This window comes from Mucilaginibacter sp. CAU 1740 (assembly GCF_039839285.1).
Classification (GTDB): domain Bacteria; phylum Bacteroidota; class Bacteroidia; order Sphingobacteriales; family Sphingobacteriaceae; genus Mucilaginibacter.
Genome location: NZ_JBDOQS010000008.1, coordinates 192674 through 212881, shown reverse-complemented (window position 1 = coordinate 212881; position 20208 = coordinate 192674). Strand labels below are relative to the sequence as shown.

General features: G+C 40.3%; 18 protein-coding genes and 1 tRNA gene. 8 read left to right on the top strand and 11 right to left on the bottom strand.

The genetic code is table 11. The features are described 5' to 3' along the window. Positions 1-3: 3 nt before the first annotated feature. Entirely contained in the window at positions 4-3210 is a 3207-nt protein-coding gene (locus AAFN85_RS18400; RefSeq protein ID WP_347529072.1) for a TonB-dependent receptor, read from the bottom strand. Positions 3211-4309: 1099 nt separating this feature from the next. Between AAFN85_RS18400 and AAFN85_RS18395 the strand changes: the two genes are divergently transcribed. Both AAFN85_RS18395 and AAFN85_RS18390 read left to right on the top strand, forming a co-directional pair. Then, entirely contained in the window at positions 4310-4642 is a 333-nt protein-coding gene (locus AAFN85_RS18395) for a DUF2085 domain-containing protein (protein WP_347529071.1), read from the top strand. A gap of 8 nt (positions 4643-4650) precedes the next feature. Then, on the top strand, positions 4651-4893 hold the full coding sequence (locus AAFN85_RS18390; RefSeq protein ID WP_347529070.1) for a hypothetical protein: 243 nt from the start codon (positions 4651-4653) through the stop codon (positions 4891-4893). 957 nt (positions 4894-5850) lie between these two features. Here AAFN85_RS18390 and AAFN85_RS18385 read toward each other — a convergent pair. From AAFN85_RS18385 to AAFN85_RS18370, 4 genes are all read right to left on the bottom strand, one after another. Beyond that, positions 5851-7398: a hypothetical protein gene (locus AAFN85_RS18385; RefSeq protein WP_347529069.1), complete on the bottom strand. Its 1548-nt coding sequence runs from the start codon at positions 7396-7398 to the stop codon at positions 5851-5853. 4 nt (positions 7399-7402) lie between these two features. Beyond that, on the bottom strand, positions 7403-7582 hold the full coding sequence (locus AAFN85_RS18380) for a hypothetical protein (RefSeq protein WP_347529068.1): 180 nt from the start codon (positions 7580-7582) through the stop codon (positions 7403-7405). Between the two features lie 162 nt (positions 7583-7744). After that, on the bottom strand, positions 7745-8161 hold the full coding sequence (locus AAFN85_RS18375) for a hypothetical protein (RefSeq protein ID WP_347529067.1): 417 nt from the start codon (positions 8159-8161) through the stop codon (positions 7745-7747). A 4-nt stretch (positions 8162-8165) separates the two neighbouring features. After that, positions 8166-8732 carry a hypothetical protein gene (locus AAFN85_RS18370; RefSeq protein ID WP_347529066.1) on the bottom strand — a complete coding sequence of 189 codons (567 nt, stop codon included), beginning with the start codon at positions 8730-8732 and terminating at the stop codon, positions 8166-8168. Between the two features lie 121 nt (positions 8733-8853). Here AAFN85_RS18370 and AAFN85_RS18365 point away from each other — a divergent pair, with 121 nt between their 5' ends. The 5 genes from AAFN85_RS18365 to AAFN85_RS18345 all read left to right on the top strand — a co-directional run bounded on the left by AAFN85_RS18365 (position 8854) and on the right by AAFN85_RS18345 (position 12953). Beyond that, positions 8854-9303: a multiubiquitin domain-containing protein gene (locus AAFN85_RS18365; protein ID WP_347529065.1), complete on the top strand. Its 450-nt coding sequence runs from the start codon at positions 8854-8856 to the stop codon at positions 9301-9303. Then, a complete protein-coding gene (locus AAFN85_RS18360) occupies positions 9300-9683 on the top strand; it encodes an E2/UBC family protein (protein ID WP_347529064.1) in 384 nt (127 codons plus the stop codon). Before AAFN85_RS18365 ends, AAFN85_RS18360 begins: the two co-directional genes overlap by 4 nt. Positions 9684-9829: 146 nt before the next feature. Next, positions 9830-11179 carry a ThiF family adenylyltransferase gene (locus AAFN85_RS18355; RefSeq protein ID WP_347529063.1) on the top strand — a complete coding sequence of 450 codons (1350 nt, stop codon included), beginning with the start codon at positions 9830-9832 and terminating at the stop codon, positions 11177-11179. A gap of 11 nt (positions 11180-11190) precedes the next feature. Continuing rightward, on the top strand, positions 11191-12177 hold the full coding sequence (locus AAFN85_RS18350; protein WP_347529062.1) for a hypothetical protein: 987 nt from the start codon (positions 11191-11193) through the stop codon (positions 12175-12177). Continuing rightward, positions 12174-12953: an MGMT family protein gene (locus AAFN85_RS18345; protein WP_347529061.1), complete on the top strand. Its 780-nt coding sequence runs from the start codon at positions 12174-12176 to the stop codon at positions 12951-12953. The genes AAFN85_RS18350 and AAFN85_RS18345 overlap by 4 nt, the downstream gene beginning before the upstream one ends. A 329-nt stretch (positions 12954-13282) precedes the next feature. Here the strand turns inward: AAFN85_RS18345 and AAFN85_RS18340 are convergent, their stop codons facing one another. The 4 genes from AAFN85_RS18340 to AAFN85_RS18325 all read right to left on the bottom strand — a co-directional run bounded on the left by AAFN85_RS18340 (position 13283) and on the right by AAFN85_RS18325 (position 16187). After that, a complete protein-coding gene (locus AAFN85_RS18340) occupies positions 13283-13594 on the bottom strand; it encodes a hypothetical protein (protein ID WP_347529060.1) in 312 nt (103 codons plus the stop codon). 160 nt (positions 13595-13754) lie between these two features. Next, positions 13755-14351 (bottom strand): helix-turn-helix domain-containing protein, encoded by a 597-nt coding sequence (locus tag AAFN85_RS18335; RefSeq protein ID WP_347529059.1) that lies wholly within the window; start codon positions 14349-14351, stop codon positions 13755-13757. A gap of 87 nt (positions 14352-14438) precedes the next feature. Then, a complete protein-coding gene (locus AAFN85_RS18330) occupies positions 14439-15623 on the bottom strand; it encodes a site-specific integrase (protein WP_347529058.1) in 1185 nt (394 codons plus the stop codon). Positions 15624-15671: 48 nt separating this feature from the next. Next, positions 15672-16187, bottom strand: coding sequence for a helix-turn-helix domain-containing protein (locus AAFN85_RS18325; RefSeq protein ID WP_347529057.1), 516 nt, complete (start codon positions 16185-16187; stop codon positions 15672-15674). Positions 16188-16857: 670 nt separating this feature from the next. Between AAFN85_RS18325 and AAFN85_RS18320 the strand changes: the two genes are divergently transcribed. Continuing rightward, complete coding sequence (locus AAFN85_RS18320) at positions 16858-17409, top strand: hypothetical protein (RefSeq protein ID WP_347529056.1); 552 nt, start codon at positions 16858-16860, stop codon at positions 17407-17409. Between the two features lie 431 nt (positions 17410-17840). Here the strand turns inward: AAFN85_RS18320 and AAFN85_RS18315 are convergent. Both AAFN85_RS18315 and metG read right to left on the bottom strand, forming a co-directional pair. Next, positions 17841-17912 (bottom strand) — tRNA-Arg (locus tag AAFN85_RS18315). Positions 17913-18044: 132 nt separating this feature from the next. Continuing rightward, positions 18045-20117: a methionine--tRNA ligase gene (gene metG, locus AAFN85_RS18310; RefSeq protein WP_347529055.1), complete on the bottom strand. Its 2073-nt coding sequence runs from the start codon at positions 20115-20117 to the stop codon at positions 18045-18047. Positions 20118-20208: the final 91 nt, after the last annotated feature.

Below are 20208 nucleotides of genomic sequence, written 5' to 3'. Positions count from 1 at the left end.
GATTTAAAATTTAACTTGAACACCTAATAAATATGTACGGGTTGGAGAGTAGTTACCACGATCAACACCAAAGTTTGTGCTGCTACCAGTGCTGCTGGTAGTACCACTACCCACAATCTCCGGATCAACTCCCGAATATTTAGTAACGGTAATAAGGTTTGCACCAGATAAGTACACTTTTAACCTGTCAATACCTACCGATTTCAGAATTTTAGGATCGATAGTGTAACCAATCTGCAGGTTACGTAAACGCAGGTATGAACCATTTTCTACGTAAAATGAGTTAGGAACTGTGTTGGTACTGAACGATCCGTCAATTTCCTGGATAGGAGCTTTCGCATTGGTATTGGTTGGAGTCCATGAGTTATATAAAGCGTTTTTGCTTTTTGCACCGGCAAAGTTGGCATAAAAGTCTGTCCACCACCTAACGTCGTTCCAGATCTTGTTACCATATGATCCGTACCAGAACATATTCAACTCAAAGTTTTTGTAAGTGAAATCGAGGTTTAAGCCACCGGTAAATTTAGGGTTAGGATTACCTAATAAAGTACGGTCATCAGCAGTTACTTTGCCATCGCCGTTTATGTCGGCATATTTGAAGCGGCCAACAGCTGCATCATTTTGGTAAGTACCACCTGCAGCGGTGTTTGCAGCATCAATTTCGGCTTTTGAATTCCAGAAACCTGCAGTTTTGTAACCGAAGAAACCACCAACCGGGCCACCAACGCTATTCCTAACAATGGCACTACCGTTAAAACGGCCAGAGTTTTGCTCAAAATAAGTTTGACCAAGGGTTACTTGTTTAATAACGTTATGGTAGGTAGTGAATGTTAACGCCGCGTTCATTTTAAAATCGCGGGTAAATGAGGTGTGTGTACCAATAGTGATATCCAAACCTGTATTATCCATAGCACCTACGTTGCTGTAAGGTGCAGTAGCCGAACCGGCAGTACCTGGCAATGCCGGGTTAAATAACAGATCGGTAATGATCTTTTTGTAGTAATCGGCACTGATATCCAATTTTTGGCCGAAGAATGAACCATCAAAACCGATGTTAAAGTTTTTATCTTTTTCCCATTTAGCATCAGGGTTACCAATACGGTTTTGAGCAAAACCGGCAACGGTGCTTGTTGATGTACCGTTGATGTCATAGTATGAGTTAGTTTTGTTACTGCCGAAGGTAGTGAACGCGTTTGCAGGATCTACGTTGATCTGGTTACCCATAATACCGTAACCACCTCTGATCTTCAAATCATTGATCCAGCTAACACTTTTCAGGAAATCTTCCTGCGATACGCGCCAGCCCGCACTAACAGCAGGGAACCAGCCATATTGGAAAGATTTGAACCTTGATGAACCGTCACGACGGATAGTAGCATTTAAAAGGTATTTATCGGCGAAGGTGTAATCCAAACGTGCAAGCAATGAAAAGATCTTATCTCTTGAAAGGGTGCTGTAAGCAGTTGGAGTACCTGTACCTGTTGAAATAGTAGTATAATCTTTATCGAAGGTGAAGTAACCGGTATTGGTTGCACCTAACGATTGATACCTGTTTTTATATGCCTCAGTACCTGCCAATAATTTGATATCGTGTTTTCCGATTGTTTGGTGATAGGTTAAAGTATTGGTCCAGGTATAGTTGTAACCGTTAAATGAGTTTTCTGCGTAAGAGTTTGTTGAGTTATTCTCAGAGTTTTCGTACTCCGGAAAAGTGAAGCTGTGGTTGTAATCTGAATAATACTCGCCACCAAACTGGGTACGCAATACTAAATATTTCAGGAAGTCAACTTCGGCAAAAGCGTTACCAAAAAGCCTGTTAAACGCACCGTAGTTGTTTTTAGTACGATCAACAATTGCAACCGGGTTACGGGCGTTACCTAAGTTAGCCGTATTTGAACCTGCATAGTTGCCTTTAATATCATACACCGGAATAATTGGCTGCTCGCGGAAAGACATACCAATTGCCGAACCCTCGTCATTCTCATTGATCAGCGGGTTTTCGGTTAACGAGTATGATAAGTTTTCACCTATCCTGATATGCTTGTTGATATTATAGCTTGTGTTAGCCCTAACAGTGTAACGCTTATTGTAAGTATTTGTTAATGCACCTTGTTGATTAAAATAATTTACTGAAAACAAGTAAGTAGCAGCATCAGTACTTCCACTCATTGAAAGGTTGTGGCTTTGTATCGGAGCTGATTTAAAGATCTCATGATACCAATCGGTACCTGCTTTATTAGCCCTGGTTATACGATAAAAGCCAGATGCGTCGCCCGAAGTATAAAAAGGATTTACGCTGTATTTAGCAGGATCAACAGCCGGGTCGCCGTCATGTACGCCAGCCGGGCCTACACCGCCCGCGCTGATATAATCAGGCAGTACGTCGCCGTTAGGGCCGTAAAGGTTGCTATTCAAATTGGCAGCAGTCCCTTTCAGGGCCGCGGTATTTTTAATAGCCAGGTTCCTTAACTGCATCATTTCGGTAGGGTTAAGCAGGTTAAACACGTTGCCGCCTTTGGGCACCTGTGTACCATAATAAGCATCGTATGTTACTGTAGTTTTACCGTTACCTTTTTTAGTAGTGATCACGATAACGCCGTTTGCAGCACGTGCACCGTAAATAGATGCCGAGCTCGCATCTTTCAGTACCTGTAGGCTCGATACATCGTTAGGGTTGATATCGCTTACGTTAGTTGTTGGTACACCATCTACCACATATAATGGTTGGTTGTTACCGAAAGTATTTGCACCACGAATTTTAACTGAAGGATTTTCACCCGGCTGCCCCGAAGCAACAACTGTAACACCCGCGGCCTGGCCTTGTAACTGGTTTTCAACCGATGCAGTAGGCTGCCTGGTTAACGCAGCCACATCTACCACAGCTACCGCGCCAACAAGGTCTTTTTTACGTTGAGAACCGTAACCGGTAACTACTACCTCGTTCAATGAATTATTGCCCGCGGTAAGTGTGATCTTTAAATTGGCATCGGCGCCTAAGGTAATATCGGTAGTTTGATAACCGATGTAGGAGATAGTAAGTACATTACCCGCTTTTGCTGTGATAGTAAATTCGCCGTTTACATCGGTTAAGGCTCCGCTTGTTGAACCTTTGAGACGAACCGATGCTCCGACAACGGGCTGCTTGTCATCGCTCCCGATAACTTTCCCTTTGTACTTTGTTTGGGCGGACACTACCACTGAGGTTATCATGAGGCACAATAGCGCAGCAAGAAACCTCCCCTTGAGAAGTAAATTTTTAAGCATGATTTTAATTTAATTTAGTTAATATATTTGATTAAGAACACAGCCCAAAAAGCTGAAATACAGCCATTTTGGTTACGGAAGTGGTAGAGACACCGCCAGGATTTTTTGTTGTTTTCCGCAACTTTAAACAATGGTAGAGACATTGCCGCCGAAGTATGTAAAACACCCTCAGACAAATACAAGGTTACTGGCTATAGTGTAGGACAAAGCCGGGTAACAGTTACGAAAAAATAAATGCGATACCGATTATTGTGTAGGCAATAACAGTTTAGTTTCTTTTTTAAACGAAGATCATGATCATTAGAGGGATTGATTGTGAGATAAGCCTTGCGGCAATATCCCCCAGGATATGAAATTCATTTATCCCTTTAAGTAATTTAACATTTGCTATTGCCTAACAGTTAACGGATTGATTGTGAGATAAGCCTTGCGGCAATAACCCGAAAACACAGCATTAACACAATGGTTAATTTCTTTTAAGGTTGTTTAAAACTCAGTTTCTGCTGATGATAAAATAATATTAAAGTAAGTTTATTTTTAAATTTGGTTTAGTGCTATTGATTAATCCTAAAATAGGGATAGTGTACAATTTGCACAAGAGGCATTTCAGATTTGCGAATTAAATATCAAAATCAAGATAAAATTGCCAATACTAAAACGAAATAATTATTTTAATACTTTATTTCTTTAAAAAGCAACCTTTTATTATAACAGGTTTTTTACATGTATTTTTTACAGTAATCATAATTAGGGCTAACTTTTTAAAAAAGAAAGGCAGGTTTTTGGGATGATAATGATTTTTTTAAAAACAGTGGGTGTGAGTATGTAGGGCGAGTGATAAAAAAGTATCACATGTCAACAGGCTTTACAGAATAATAAAAGCATTGATCTAAAAACAACAATATATAATCGCATTTAAACAGACCCTTCCCTTTTTGGTTGATTAAAATTTTCGGCTTTTATACCGGGTTTCAAAATTAGTCTCTATATTTAGATGGAAACAGGATGTGCCTGTTTATTATTTAGAATACCTATTCCTGAAACAATGACAAGCAAGGTTACCTGGGTCAGCTGCCACAAAATGCCCGAGCGTTCCTTTTTTTGGAAAGGAAGGCAATTTCCGGTTTGTGCGCGATGCACCGGACTATATATCGGTTATTCGTTTTTCCCTCTCTTCAATTTCGAATTAATTTATTTGAATAGCTTCATTGCCTTGTTGCTTGTACTACCTACCGTGGCCGATGGATGCCTGCAAGCGTGGTATCAGCTTCCAAGTACAAACCCCAGAAGATTAGTTACAGGAATAATTGCAGGAGTAGGGCTTATGGCAATTATTGTAAATATTGGCACCTGGATCGGACATTTAATTTTAACCTAAATATCATTATGAGTAACAACGATTTCAACAATGGCAATCAATCAGATTTTTTTAACGACCAGCAGCCCGAAGAAGAATTGGGTGTTCCACTTACCATTTTATCTTTCTGCATCCCATTAGCCGGTATAATCATATACTTTAGCAATAAAGGCCGCTCTCCTAAAAAAGCAAACACAGCGTGTTATGCTGCTTTGGCCGGCATGGTATTAGGCGTAGTGATCAGGGTAATTACAATGGCTGCCAGCCACTAATACATCCGAAAAAGGTATAATTTATTAATAAAAGCATAAAGGGCGGATAAAGACTACTTATCAACTTTTTTCCTTGACGAAAAAAGCCAGTAATTTCTCAAAATTACTGGCTTTATAGTGGTCCCGACGAGAATAAAGAATGCGGCTTTTTTACAGCGTTTCAACTTCATTGGTCATCAAATCTTTGTAGACAAGTCGGTTTCCATGCCAATGGGATTTTACCTATTTGTTGCCCATTCAAGATTCAATTCAGTAGGGGAATTAATTTTATGATGGTTTTGCAACGTTTGCAATTTGTTCCACGTCAAAGACTGCCAATTCCGAATAGTCAGCATTATCTGAGTTTCACTTATTTGATGCCAGCTGATTTTTAGGAAACAGCTTTAGTTTTATCACGCGTCGCTTTTGAATATCTGTCGGGTAGTTCGTTATCCTTTCCCGAGGGTGATTGTTACGCTCGCAAGAGATTTAATGGCTTAAAGCTTGATTTCCTTTCGCGAGGACTGAGAATTAAAATAACATTGTACCGCTCTCAACTACTTTTCCGAAGTAATTCGGATGTGCATCGGAAGGGCAGCAAGCTCTGCTGGAAGCATGCCTTGCTGGTTAGCGGTTAAAAGCCTGAAATCTACACCTTCTTTAACTGTCATCAACGGCAAAAGCAAGGGCAATGTTAATGACATTCGCGAAAATGCCTGGGTGCAGCTTGCGGAAGTGTGGCATTAGGCTGTGTGAGGGATACCTTTCATTTTGGCGCTTGCTGAGCGGTCCAACAGACGAGTAAAGAAATGTACGCAACTTTAGCACATTAAATTGATAAACCGGCGTGTTGCACAAGGCCCATTGGGGATAGCAGCAAGTATCCTGCGTAGCAGATATTTCAAGTGGCCCGGCCTGGTTGTAACCGGAAAACGGTATATCAACCTTTATCTAATATTTAATATAGCAACTGCTCATTTACTTCCATGTTTCCAATTGCGTCCTGAAATGCTCGATATACTTGCTACCTCCCGCTGTCTGAAATATTGCTGCCAAGCCATCTGCCCAGGTGCTTAAATATTTGTGAAAATGTGACGTTACGTCATCGGTGGCAAAAGGAATAATTTCTAAACCAAGCATAGCATTATTAACACCTGTTGCATCAAACGTAAAATCAAAAAATCTTGCATTTTCAACATAACAAGTTACCACCCAAATATATTTAGGCATACTCTTCTTAATCAATTCAAGTTTATCTTCATCATCCAAACTTGATTGCATTACATACCGCTTAAAGCTTTCACTAAAGTCGAGTTTAATATCCCAATACAGCGGATCATTTTGCTGTAAACCAAAAGCGTCCTTGATAATGCCATCGAGTGGAGTCACTAAATCAAGAATATTTTCATAAGTAATTCGAATTTTCGGATATACTGGAATTACCGCATTTATAACATACGTAGGCCGAATGGCTTCGTCATTTGTGCTCCATGGGCTTTCAATTCCATCGCTTTCTAAAAATTTAACCCACGCAAATGGCCCAAACTGATCGTCGTGAACATAGAATTTTTCCATTCGGTCAGCCACAAATGGCGTTGTCCAAACACCAACAGCAGCGTCTTCAGCCATTTTATAACCAGCAACGGCGACTGCATGAAATCCATATTCGGTGTTTCTATGTGGAACTTGAATACATAAAATGATGGGGATACCAATTCTTTCGTAAGCATAGATCAATTGCTTGATACGGGATGTTTCAACGACTTTTATTCCTTTCGTAATCCCGCTCTCGGGTATAACGTTTCCCTGATTAACTTCAGGTTCAAGACCACAATTGATAATTGCCCGACAGATTTGCCTTATTTCCAAACCGCTATTAGGAAATAATCGCCCTCCTTGTTGCGATAAACCAGCACCCTTTGTGATTTCGCTGGGTACTTTAAGAATAGTATGATGATCCGTAGAGGCTCTGTTTAACATGCTCCAAATCGCAGTAGTAGCGCATGCAGCGATTACGCTGTCTTGCTCTTGAAAAGCCAAGGATTTTAAAGTCAGCTCTTTGCCGAAAAAATGAATTTTATAGTCCCGCAAAGCCGAGAATATTCGTTGTTCTCGTACTTCCGGAATATCAGGATATACTGATAATACCGTGTAGCCGATGACCGTGATCGGCAATGGTTTACTTACAATAAATCCTTTATAGCCATTCCAAAAAGCTTCTTCTGCCGGGTTTAACAAAGCTGCTTTAAGTGCAATTTCGTCAAACTCGGTAGAAAAAAAATGTATACGCTTGCAGATTTTTTCATAGCCTGCAAAGCAAAAAGCATAATAACTTGCATAGTCATGCAGATAATCCTTGCTGATATAACCATCTTCAATAACCATCGTTTTAACGCGGATACCATTATCTCCTAAATACTTTAGGAAATAAGCAAAATGCGTTTTATGCCTAATTACTTCGGCGGTCGAATGTTCATTGGATAATGCTTCAGCGAAGGATTGTTCGTCGAAGGGTAGTACGCGCACAGGATTAAAGCTTGATCACGATATTCAATTGCTGATTGTCTACGTCTTTCAGCTTTGATATTTCTGCTTGTTTCTTCTTAATATCGTCTATAACACGATCAAAGTTTTCCTTGTTTTCTTTTATAGTACCGGAAACTACGGTAGAACCAAGCTTGTTAAATGCACTAAAACTAAGCTTATTCATATTATTTAAATTGTTGAACATTTATATTGTAAGGGTCTAAGTTACAGGCGGCAAAAGTAATATTTTTCAACAAAACGCACATACTTTATCCCTCTAAATTAAAATTATTTTATATTATATATACAATTAAAAAAAAATAATTGTTTTACTTATGCCTGATTATTAACGATTAACCTCGTCATCAAGCTTATTTGACAGATCTTCAAGGTTGATTTTATCCTTAACTTTGTCAAAGGTCTTTTTACTAATACCGGTTGTTGTAGCAAAGCGGAATGGTACCGAACGCTCCTGAAAATATGAGTTTAAAAAATTGCTCGCGCGTTCTGGTGAGCGTGCGACAAAATCTTTTACTTTTAAGCTAAGTATTTTAAACGGATCAGATTCGCTGCGTTTAGCCGAAAGCCGAGATTCAAATGCCTGTTTTAATTGCTCAATTTTTAATATTGATGACTGCACCACTGTGTCGCTATCGATGCCGGCTTCAATAAGCAACTCGCGGCTTTCCCGGCTATCATCATCGCTGATATCGATCAGCGCATCTTGTAGCACAGTACTTAATGCTTTTGCTTTATTTGTCATAGTTTTAATTTTTGCTGTTTGTAAATACTTTTAACTTCCTTTGGAGGCGCTTTATTATGTTATAAATTTCTCTAACGTCCACTTCAAGTTCATTTGCAATCTCCCGTGGCTTTAAACCATCCCTTAAACACTCAAAAACTTCAGCCGCATCTGCATCGGTTTTTAATATTTCCAAAATTTCAGCTTCTGTCTCATTTACGATATAAAGCTCTTCAGGGTTTGGGCTAGTTCCGTATTCATATACAACCCGATCATCTTCAGGCATCGCGTCAGTACTGGTAACTGTTTTTGAATTTACATAATTGTAAATCAAGCTGTCAATAATTCCTTTTAAAACCTCTGATGCCGTTGGATAATAATTAATATTCCACTTGCGCGTTTCCTCCCAAAGTAACTTAACGGCTTCATCTGCGATTTGCGCAGAGAGTCCGGGAATATCATACATATCCGCCAAGGCAGGGTAACGTTCCAGCTTATTTAATGAATAATAATGCAATTTCGGTAACAAGTCATTCCAGTCTACCAGTTGTAACCGATCATATAAATCCTGTCCAGACAGTATCTCTTTCATTAGTTACTCCCCCCTTTTTATACTTAATGCTAATAAATTATTTTTTTTTTCCATCCGGTGGCAAATTTCTTTGATTGTTCAGCATCTGTTTATGGAAGGCTATTCAACTTCCATTTAAACTATGACCCAGCAAAGGTATAAAATTAACGTTAACGGCCGTGATTTCGAGCATGATGAGCCAAACATCACCGGTAATGAATTATTAAAATTGATCGGGCTTCACCATTCCCTGGATTATGAGATACTGCTTGCGCACGATGCCAAAGAATCAGAACCTGTAGAGCTTACAGAAACAGTTGACCTAAAACTTTACCCTGTAGCCACCTTTACAATTAAACCTTATCCGGAGGCAGTATTGGAACTGGATGATGAAGAATACCCTTTCGCCGAGGTATTTATGACACCTGTGGAAATCATGGTGCTTGGTGGTTACAAAGATACGGAATATTATCTGAAACAAATCATCGGGCACCAGGAAATCACTTACAAAAATGATAAGGAGCACATCATTGCGCTTCATGATAAAATCAAATTTGTTACCTGCAAAATAGCTAATACAACCGTATCATGAAGCTTGGGCACGAGTTGATTATCGAACAATTGACGGAATTAGGGTATGAAGCAATTTCATACCCTGATCACCCGCAATATCCCGGTGGCTTTGTGGCTTTAAAATTTAAAGTGCCGGTAGGCCGATTCAGGGGCCAGGAAATAGAGGTTGCTGTTAACGCGCCTCAGTTCCCAGCAATACCGCCGAGCGGTCCTTATATTAAACCACATCTGTTACCGATACAAGGTGGTAATACCCTACCTTTTGATGGGATACACGCGAGGCTTGTACCAACGCCGGACTTTCAATATTGGAGCAGGCCATACCAAGATTGGGTCGGTACGGACCAGCACATACGAACCTATATTTCTTTTTTAAAAGCACTTTTAGATTTTGAATAATGCATAGCGTAGCCATTAACGAATCCGACCATCAAACGATGTACGCACACCTGATCCGTAAGGACCGGCAGGAAGACCTGTGCTTTGCACTTTACCAGCTTTCAAGCGGCAAGAAACGCCAGACAGCGGTTATAACCGAGGTCATATTGCCGGAGAAAGGCGACCGTGTGCTACATGGAAACGTAAGTTTTACCGCTCAATATTTTGACCGGGTAAGTAAGCTTGCCCTGGAAAAGCAATCGGGCATTTGTTTTATGCATAGCCATCTAACCAATGGCTGGCAATCTATGAGCGATGATGATATTGTTGCAGAAGAATCTTTAGCGCCGAGAGTAAAAGCCCTTACCGGCTTACCCTTAGTAGGACTTACTTTGAGCAGGGATCATTTTTGGAGTGGGCGTTGGTGGCCAAAGGTCGCTCCCAAAGTATACCATAAAAAGGATTGCCCGTCTATACGGGTTGTCGGCAAAGTGCTTAACCTTTCTATCAATGATAACCTTTTTCCAGATCTCAAATTTGACGAGTCAATATCCCGCACTATTTCTGCCTGGGGTATTGGCAAACAGGCAATCATAAGCCGGTTAAAAGTAGGGATTGTGGGCTTAGGTAGCGTCGGGTCTATAGTTGCAGAAGCACTCATAAAAACCGGTGTACGCCACCTGGTGTTGATTGATTTTGATATTGTAAAACGTAAAAACCTGGACCGCCTGAATGGTATTGGTACTCGGCAGATCGGTCAGCTAAAGGTGGAAGCAATTAAAAACTATTTGCTTTCCGTAGCAGCGACACCAAATGAATTAAAAATTGACGTTATCCCTTACAGCATTGCTGAACAGGAAGGTCTATTAGCGGCCTTAGACAGCGATGTTTTATTTTCATGTGTTGACCGCCCTTGGCCGCGCTTTATCTTAAATGCTATTGCTTATGGCAATTACATCCCTGTTATTGATGGAGGGATTGATTGCAGCCCCAACAAAAAAGGCGATAACTTGGGGCAGGCGAGATGGAAAGCGCATACCGCTGCACCAGGACGCCAATGCCTTTGCTGCCTGGGACAGTACGCGCCGGAAGATGTCGCTCTGGAAAAATCGGGCATGTTAGAAGACCAGCATTATATCAGCAACCTGCCAAAAGATCATTTTGTACACAGAGGTGAAAATGTTTACGCCTTCAGCCTTAATCTGGCTAGCATGGAAATCCAGCAACTACTTTCCCTGCTGTTACAGCCTAACGGACAGTATATCGGGCCTAAAGAATACAACTTCAACTCCGGTAATATCGATAGTGATTTTAATTTCCATTGTAAACCTAACTGTTCATTTTCAGGCTCGATGCTTGGACAGGGGGATGGCTTAAATAAGTATCTATCCAGTCCACACGCCATAGCTGAAGCAACAAGGAATACTGCATTCCAACCACAACAAGCCGCTAAAACGGCTTGGTATAACAGACTCTTTAAAAAATTGACTTCTTTATTTAAACATGAACGAAACTAAAATCCAATGTTATGAAAATGCAAGAAAATTTATTAGACAAAGGGCTTCAGGCCCATAGCCAGGAACACACGCACTCACCAACCAACCTGTTTAAAAAAAAGAGGCTTGACCTTGTCCCAAAAGACTTTCCGGGAGGAATTGCCATATGGGGTGCGTTACCGGCTGTATTCAACTCAAGCGCAATGATAGACGAAGATGATGGTGTCCATGTCCATGCACGGATGACTATAGGCGGCCCCAAACAGATCGATGAAACATTCGATATTGTAAGAATACATATAGATAGTGCAGAGAGTTCGTCAGTTTATTTTGATATTGACGGCACCGCAACTGCTAACTATAATATCAGTACCATCTTAAAAAAGAATTTAAAATACCTCCTTTGCCCATCCTGTAACAAGGTTCATACAGATATCGGTATATTGGCAGTAACCTATCACACGCTACACCATTGCGAGCATTGCGGTACTGCCTTTTTAGACAAAGAACCGGGCATTAGCAACTCCGTAATGTTGCTTAAAGAAGTATGCGGTGACGTTCTGCAAGACCGCATCGTAATTGATCCGGTAGATCGCCGCTTAAACGTTAAAAGAAAAACATTCAGAGGTGGTATGCAGATGTGGGGTTCGAATCCTGCCGTATTATGGACCTCACCAAAGTTTGAAGAAGGTGGAATTCATTTCCATGGTTTTCAAAAAAACTCAGACTTACCGACTGTTGACGAAACCTTCGGTACGCTTATTATAGACGGCTTATTACTTGATCCTGAGATGATGCGTCACTTGATGGTTCAAAAAGCCATGCCATTCCTCACTAAATATTTAGATGCTCTGGTATGCCCTAACTGTGAAACTGATCATTTTGACACTTTTGACGATGCGGTAAACCCACATCTTATTCATACTTGCGAGCATTGCAATTGTAGCTTTTATGCCCATTCACAGGAGCCTTGCGTAAGCAATCCATTAATCCGCACATTAAAGTCATTTGCGGTATGATCACGATCACCAACTTATTTTTTAAAGCGGTTAAAGGCGCACCTATGGTGGCTAGCCGCAATTTAGAGCTTAGGAAGGGGTATGGTATCGTGAACGATGTAAATGCCTGCCCTATAAGCCCCCGTCAGATTTTATTGACCAGACAAGAAGATCTGGACGAATTATCGATCAGGTACGGCGGCTTAAGGGAAAACCTTATCATCGCTGGTTGCCCTTCTGCGCTATTCGTTCCCGGCGCAATGGTTAGTATCGGTACCGCTTTGATTAGATTAACTTTTTATTGTGAGCCTTGTAAACGAATAGCAGATGCTGTACCCAGCATGAATGCGGTGCTAAACCGCCGTGGAATTTTGGGTGTAGTGCTTAATAGCGGGCAAATACATGTAGGGGAAGAGTTAGAAATTGAACCAGGTAAATACCCGCCAGTTTCTGAGACACCTTACGAAAGATTTTTACTTTTTGTGCGCCAAATACCCCCGAGTAGGGTCGTTAATTATAAAATGATTTGTCAGGGAATGGGCGTGGCCGAAAGTTATATTCGCGCCATACCCAAATATATAGAGAAAGCCAGTTATTTAGATGATGCGATACCCATACACCGCATTGTTGATTCTGCCGGAGGATTACTGACAGATTACATCCCTGAACAAGAGAACTTACTAAGATCTGAAGGCATAATAATCATTGATGACTTACAACTTTTTGAGAGCAAATCCACTAAGCGGACTGACCTGGCCCGCTTCCAGTGGGGGGAAGATCCGCTTTTTTTATCCTAATTAAACATATTTAACACTATAACATAAACAACTATTTACCATCATATAAATCTACTAAGAGCATGTAAAGCTATCAAGTTCCGTAATTTTAAAAATCATCGAACTTGAGGTGTAGATTAATTCTCAGTACTTTAATTACAGAGATTATGGTCTACTATTGAAAGCAACGAAAAGAATTCTTGCCATCAACCTTATAAAATGCTTCACTTTCAGGTTCGATTCCTATCCGGACTTATTATTTCTGTAAGAAGCTTACATTTATAAATACCATCGGTAAAGTAATAGGTAAAATTTATGCCACGAAATGCTGCCCTCTGATATTGGTTACGTTATTTCTGAGGCCTGATAACAATACCACCGAAGTACGCCTCACCAGCAAAACATTTTACACCTTTGATGAAACAGCGAGAACTCCGATAAAGCTTGCCATCTTCAATATATTTACCTTGACAACCATGTCCATCGTTGGTAATATTATAAAACATTACAGGGCTTCCTGCTTTATCAGCAATTACGTCCATGCATTTGTTACACACATAATCCGGGTAACGTTCATTGTGTTTAATATATCTGTTGCATGTAGGACAATGTTGTTGTTTTTTGTGTTCTTTAACGTGGTGCGTTTGGTATTTCTTAGTCATTGGTTGTGAGATTTATATAATCTGTTATTAATGCTGAAATTTGTTGAGAGGCCAATTTTATCCTTCCGATTAGTCATTGCCCAGCCAACCCAGCTTTAGTTGCCCTGTCGGCTTTAAAAGGCATAAAAAAACCTAAACTGGTATGGTTTAGGTTCGATTTTTAAGTAATTTCTTTTTTCATCCATTCGTCTATTTCATCTTTAAACCAATAGGTGAACTTACCCCTCTTTCGACAAGGCATAGCATCATCATATACCCATCTACCCAATGTACTTTCACTTATATCGAATAGCTCCATAACTTCTTCTTTGGTCAACCATGACTTGCTCAGCCTTTGTTTTGCTTCCTGCAAAATGTTTAGCTCACGCCCAACATCCTCTTTAGTTAATAGCGGTGTTGTGTTTTGAAGATACTCTAACTCCGCTTTTATCCATTTAACAGGTTCAAAATGAATTTGCTCATCCTTAAGCTCAGCCATCTTTTCAAGATATAAATCTTCATTTGCTTTAAGCCATTCAGCATCGGGTACGCGCATCGTCTGTTTTGCAAGCTTCATAAAGTAATAAAGGCAAGCTATCTTATCTTTTGCAGGTAGTTTTTTCAATGTACTTTCCATAAACTCAACAAAGTCGCGGTTCATGAAAAATATTTTTACCCTCTTCTTTAACCCAAGTTTAAAATCATGGGTTAAACGCGGCGAGGCATGGTATTCTCGGGTCGATATTAGCTTTTCAGTGCCTTTTTTTACTTTTTCCATGTTATTCTTTTCGTTTAGGATGCTGATGTGTAGCATGGTTGTTTACTACTTTATGATTTGATCTGCCCATGGATTCCGGCGATGGAATCACATGACTTGGCTCGATCCGTAAATCTTACTCATCTTATCCATAGTCCCGAACAAATCGGCTGTTTGGCTCTTGGTGTAGATTTGGGTTTCTGTAATCTTAGCATGCCCCATCAAATCCTTCAAATGAATTATATTTGTATCCAGCTGCACATGACATGAAGCGAACGAATGCCTGGCTACGTGAAAGGTTAAGTTTTTTGTGATTCCCGATAGCTTCATCAACCCTTTTAAGTTGCGGTTGAGTACTTGATTATCGACATAGGGAAATACCCTTGTTAATGGCGTTTTGATAATGAGCTTGTTATAATGCTCAATGATAGCCTTAGCTGGTGGTACAAGCGGCATCATTACTTGTTTCTTCGTTTTCGTCATCTCAATGGTAATAGCATCCGGATCGGTTTTTATGTTACAGAACTTTAGGTTTATTACATCGCTGTAACGTAAGCCAGTCAGACAGCTGAAAACAAAGTAGTCTCTTGTTTTCTGTAGCATCAAGTCTTTCTCAGGTATTTCTAAGGTCATCAATACTTTTACTTCGTCAATACTCAGGAACGCTCTTTGGGATGCTGATGCTTTAATCTTGAAGAAACGGTAGGGGTTCTCTTTCATGTGACCATTCATTATAGCACGATTGATAATCGATTTTAGACATTTATGCTTTACGAAACGACCACCTATGGCATTACCCTTTTCTTTAGCCATATATAAGTCAAACTTTTCAATAGTATTCAGATTGAGGTCACCAAAGTTCAGTTTGCTGTTGAAAGACTTTAACATGTTTAGCACCGAACGGTATGATTTTAGCGTGTTCTCCTCTTTGTCATTTTGCCATAACTCAACTTGTTCAGACCAAAAACTAAACAGGGTAATTTTGCTGTTGCCTCTCAGAAAGTCTGATGCTATTGTCAAGGTGATGGGTTTGCTCATGGTCTGCAATTCCATCATATAGGTTTCCCAATCGCTCATTCGGTCGCCGAGGTACTTTGATAGTAGCTGATTGTGTTTACTATTTTTCTTGACGCAGCTTTTTTGGATGTCCCAGTTGGACAACTCGACTGTTTTTCCAGTCGGGATACGAGTTGTTAAATCGCCTACGCGAACACTAAAATAAATCGGAATGTTACCGTCTTTTTTTATCTTGTCGGTGCGTAGTACAATTTTTATATTCCAGGTAATTTTCATAATTCGAAAAGTTTGATGATGGCTAATTTCCAGCGAGTTATTGGGATTTTAAAGGGTTTGATGAAGTTTATTTTTACTTTCTGGCCTGTAATACAAATATTTACCACCAGCTGATCTGCATTGGTAAATCTCTTTTAAGATTTCATATTCAGGATGCTTTTCTAATGGAAATAAACTCAAAAATGCTTTCGGATATGTAGATATATCAACATTTTGAGTCAAAACAAGCGGGTATCTTTGTGTTAGTCCATTAAAATTTATACTGATTTGCCGTGGCCATTTATATGCGGGTCGAAGTTTAATTGTGATAAGACCACACGTCTTAAGCTCTTTGAGGTATGTTTTCAACATGGTTTTTTTTAACCCTACTTTTTTTGAGAGAGTATCATTAGTTGCGTGAAAAATTCCATACTTTGTACAATAGGAATTAATGACCATAAATAGTATTTTGGCATTAGCACTTAATTCAAGGTCTTCTATTATCGCGACTGATGCGTAAACCCATTTTCTCCCTTTTTGGAACTCATTCCAATTGTTCCTAAATTCTAATTCTCCTCGTGTCATTGTTTCCTTTATGTTGTGTCTATATTACTTGTAACTTCCCTGTAGCTCTGGAAATGACCAATTCAAGGTGTTTTTTTAGATTATTTATAGAAAAAATTTCTAATTGACTGAAAAACAGCGTATTAACAATACACCTTTAGGTTGTGAAATTTAACATAGAAGGGGCGATATTCCGGTTAACGGTAGTCGATATCCCGACTTAGGTGGGGTCGGTTGCGCCGTATTACAAGATAACAAGTAGAGATAGTAATAGAGATAGCAACTTAATTACTAATTACATTCTTTCGATAGAAAGAATGTAATATTTAACAACAGCGCTGCGCTGCCGTTGGGCCTGCTCTGTCGGCAGGCATCAAGTTCAAGAATCAAACTTTGCTTTCCAGAATAAAACCCGATATTAGCGAGTGAAACAAAATCAAGAACTTATTGAATAAATAAAAAGGAAACACAACATATTGTCATAACGATCTTGCGTTAGCTTCGATTTCTGCAATCAAAAACTGGTAATTTTTAAACACACAGAAAAGAAAGGCTCAACGCTCACGCTACAGGCGTGGGCTTAGTCTATCTGTGTGTGGGTATACCAGTACCTTGATTGCGGTTGGCTACAGTTCCACGCTTGTTTTTTTTACTACCTTTTGGAACTGAAGGTAACATTCCCAAACCTTCAATGAAGCACAATAAACCTTCTTCAGACCAACAACAACGGACTAAACTATTTCTCTATTTAATATTTACAATAGTCGGAACTGTATTAGTTGCGAATATTATAGAGAGCAGATCGGTAAAAAAAGACTTTATGACAACCCAAAAAATGGGTGAAGATACATCATCAATCAAAGAAGACTCTGTTCAAGTGGCTGATGAAAAAATTCCGGCATCAACCTTTGAATCTGATTATTCAGCAGAAAGCTGGTACAAGCGATACAAGGCAAATCCAGTTGCTTTTAACGACAAGTACGACCAACAGCAAATTGATATACATGGAACAATAACAGACATTTCATTAAGCCTTTCCGGATATTCCATAGTTACCATTGGCTCAGAAAACAACGCTCAAGGGAGTATCATTTGTGATAGTGAAAAAAATGATAAGGATGCTTGGAGAAACGAGGTCAAAGCTCTTACGGTAGGTCAAGAAGTTCATATTAGAGGTTTCTTTTGGAAATCCGGATTAGATTGGGATAACTTTCACATGGAGAGATGTCATGTCATAGATTAACAACTTTATCATTTATTCACGAGTTTGACTTTTACGTAGTTTTCTCGCGTCTTACTGATGAATTTCTCTCAATTGGATCTTAACTCACACCGAGGGGCGTTCGTTGCTCTAAAGCAAAATTCTACCAGTTAAATCTCATTATTCTCGGCGGGATAACCCCGAAGTTTCGCGCTCCCGTCCGTTGTCACTAACTTATAACTTCAGCTTACTCCTATGGACTTTACCGATTTTTAGCATGGGTAAAATTGGTTTGAATCGTGCTATTTGCGGTTTATTTAAGCAGTCTGATGATAAAACATTGAAATAAGTAGATCGCGTTTCACCCTCAAAACAACCTGTTTTGTCGTCATAGGTCATCACCAAAATTCGCCCTATTGCTTTACCTATTTACGAAAAAACGCCCTTCTCGTACATGAAAAGAGCGTTATAAGTGGTCCCGACGAGAATCGAACTCATATCTAGAGTTTAGGAAACTCCTATTCTATCCGTTGAACTACGGGACCTTAACCGGCTTTTAAAGGCCGGTGTTTTATTTAGTTTGCAAAGGTGCAATTTTTCAGTGAAAAATCACACCCTAAAATTCAAAATTTAAAACGCAATTCATTTGCACATCCGCACATCTGAAATTTGCACTTTTACCTGATCACCGCGCCGTTGTGGAAATCTTCGGTAGGGGCTACAAAGCTTAGCTTGCCTTCGCTGTTTTCGGCCATCAGGATCATACCTTGCGATACGATACCTTTTATCTCTCTTGGCTCCAGGTTTACCAGGATGCTTACTTTTTGGCCAATGATGTTTTTCGGCTCATAATATTCGGCAATGCCGGATACTACAGTGCGCTGGTCAATACCGGTATCTATAGTAAGTTTCAGCAGCTTTTTAGTTTTAGCAACCTTTTCTGCTGTTAAAATAGTACCTGTACGGATATCCATGGTAGCAAAGGTTTCGTAGTTAACGTTTTCCTTTGCCGGTAGTACATTAGCGCTTACCGGCGATGCCGTTGCTGCTTTTTTATCGGCCAGTTTTTTAAGTTGGGCTTCAATTACATCATCCTCAACTTTTTCAAATAACAAAGCTGCCGGGTTTAGCTGGTGGCCGTTATTAAAATACATTTCCTGATCATAAGCAATTGGCTCGTTAGGCAGGTTAAGCATAGTAATGATCTTCTTAGCCGTGGCCGGTAAAAAGGCCTGCGCAGCAGTAGCCAAATGGCCAATCAGCACCAAGCAGTTATGCAGCGCTTCTTTGGCAGCAGCCGGATCTGTTTTAATGGTTTTCCACGGCTCTTTTTCGGTGAGATAGCGGTTACCCAGGCGGGCCATATCCATTACAGCCTGTAAAGCCTGGCGATAGCGGTAAGCCTCCAGGTTTTTCTCTATCTCATCGTAGTATTCTCCAATCCCGTTGCTTAGGGCCTCGTCTGTAAACTCGATCTTATCAGTATCAGCCTCAATTTTACCATCGTAAAATTTGTGCATTAATATCATTACCCGGTTAACAAAGTTACCGAGAATAGCCACCAGCTCATTGTTTACGCGTGCCTGGTAATCTTTCCAGGTAAACTCGCTATCGCTGGTTTCGGGCAGGATAGAGGTTAGCACGTAACGCAACTCATCCTGTTTCCCCGGAAACTCTTCAAGGTATTCGTGCAGCCAAACCGCATGGTTACGTGAGGTTGAGAGCTTATCACCTTCCAGGTTCAAAAACTCGTTGGCTGGTACGTTTTGCGGCAAAATGTATTCACCGTGCGCATGCAGTATGGATGGGAAAATGATACAGTGGAAAACGATGTTATCTTTGCCTATAAAGTGCAGCAAACAGGCGTCATCCTGCTCATCAGCTTGTTTTTTCCAGTATAGTTTCCAATCCTTATTGTTGTCAATAGCCCATTGTTTGGTGGCCGAGATGTAGCCTATCGGCGCATCCATCCAAACGTAAAGCTTTTTGCCTTTGGCTTCGGTAAGCGGCACGTCGATGCCCCAATCAAGGTCGCGGGTCATGGAGCGTGGTTGCAGGCCCGATTTAAGCCATGATTTACATTGGCCAAATACGTTTACCTTCCAGCTGCCTTCTTTGGCGTCTATCCATTGTTCCAACCATGGTTGATATTTATCTAATGGCAGGTACCAGTGTTTAGTTGATTTCAAAACTGGCGTTTTGCCGCTCAGGGTTGATATCGGGTTGATCAGATCGGTTGGGTTAAGCGAAGTACCGCAGCGCTCGCATTGGTCGCCGTAGGCATTTTCATTGCCGCAGTTAGGGCAGGTGCCTATAATGTACCTGTCGGCCAAGAACTGTTGGTAATCTTCATCAAAATACTGATCAGAAAATTTCTCAACAAACTCATCTTTCTCATACAAGTTCAGGAAAAACTCCTGGCTTAGTTCATGATGAATAGGCGACGAGGTGCGGTGATAAATATCAAAAGCTATCCCAAACTCCTCAAAACTTTCCTTTATCTGCTTATGGTATTTATCAATAATGGCCTGCGGAGTGGTATCTTCTTTTTTGGCTTTGATGGTAATGGCAGCGCCATGCTCATCCGAGCCGCAGATATACACTACATCCTTTTTTTTGAGCCTTAAATAGCGCACAAAAATATCAGCAGGCAGGTATGCGCCCGCCAGGTGACCGATGTGCAATGGCCCGTTGGCATAAGGCAGGGCCGATGTAATGGTGAATCGTTTATATTTGTTGAGTTGTGACATTAAATATCGCCTTGGTAAATAGTGTGCAAAGATAATTTAAAAATCCCTGAACCATGATGTTCATGATTTAAGGATTTCCTGATTTTTTGTA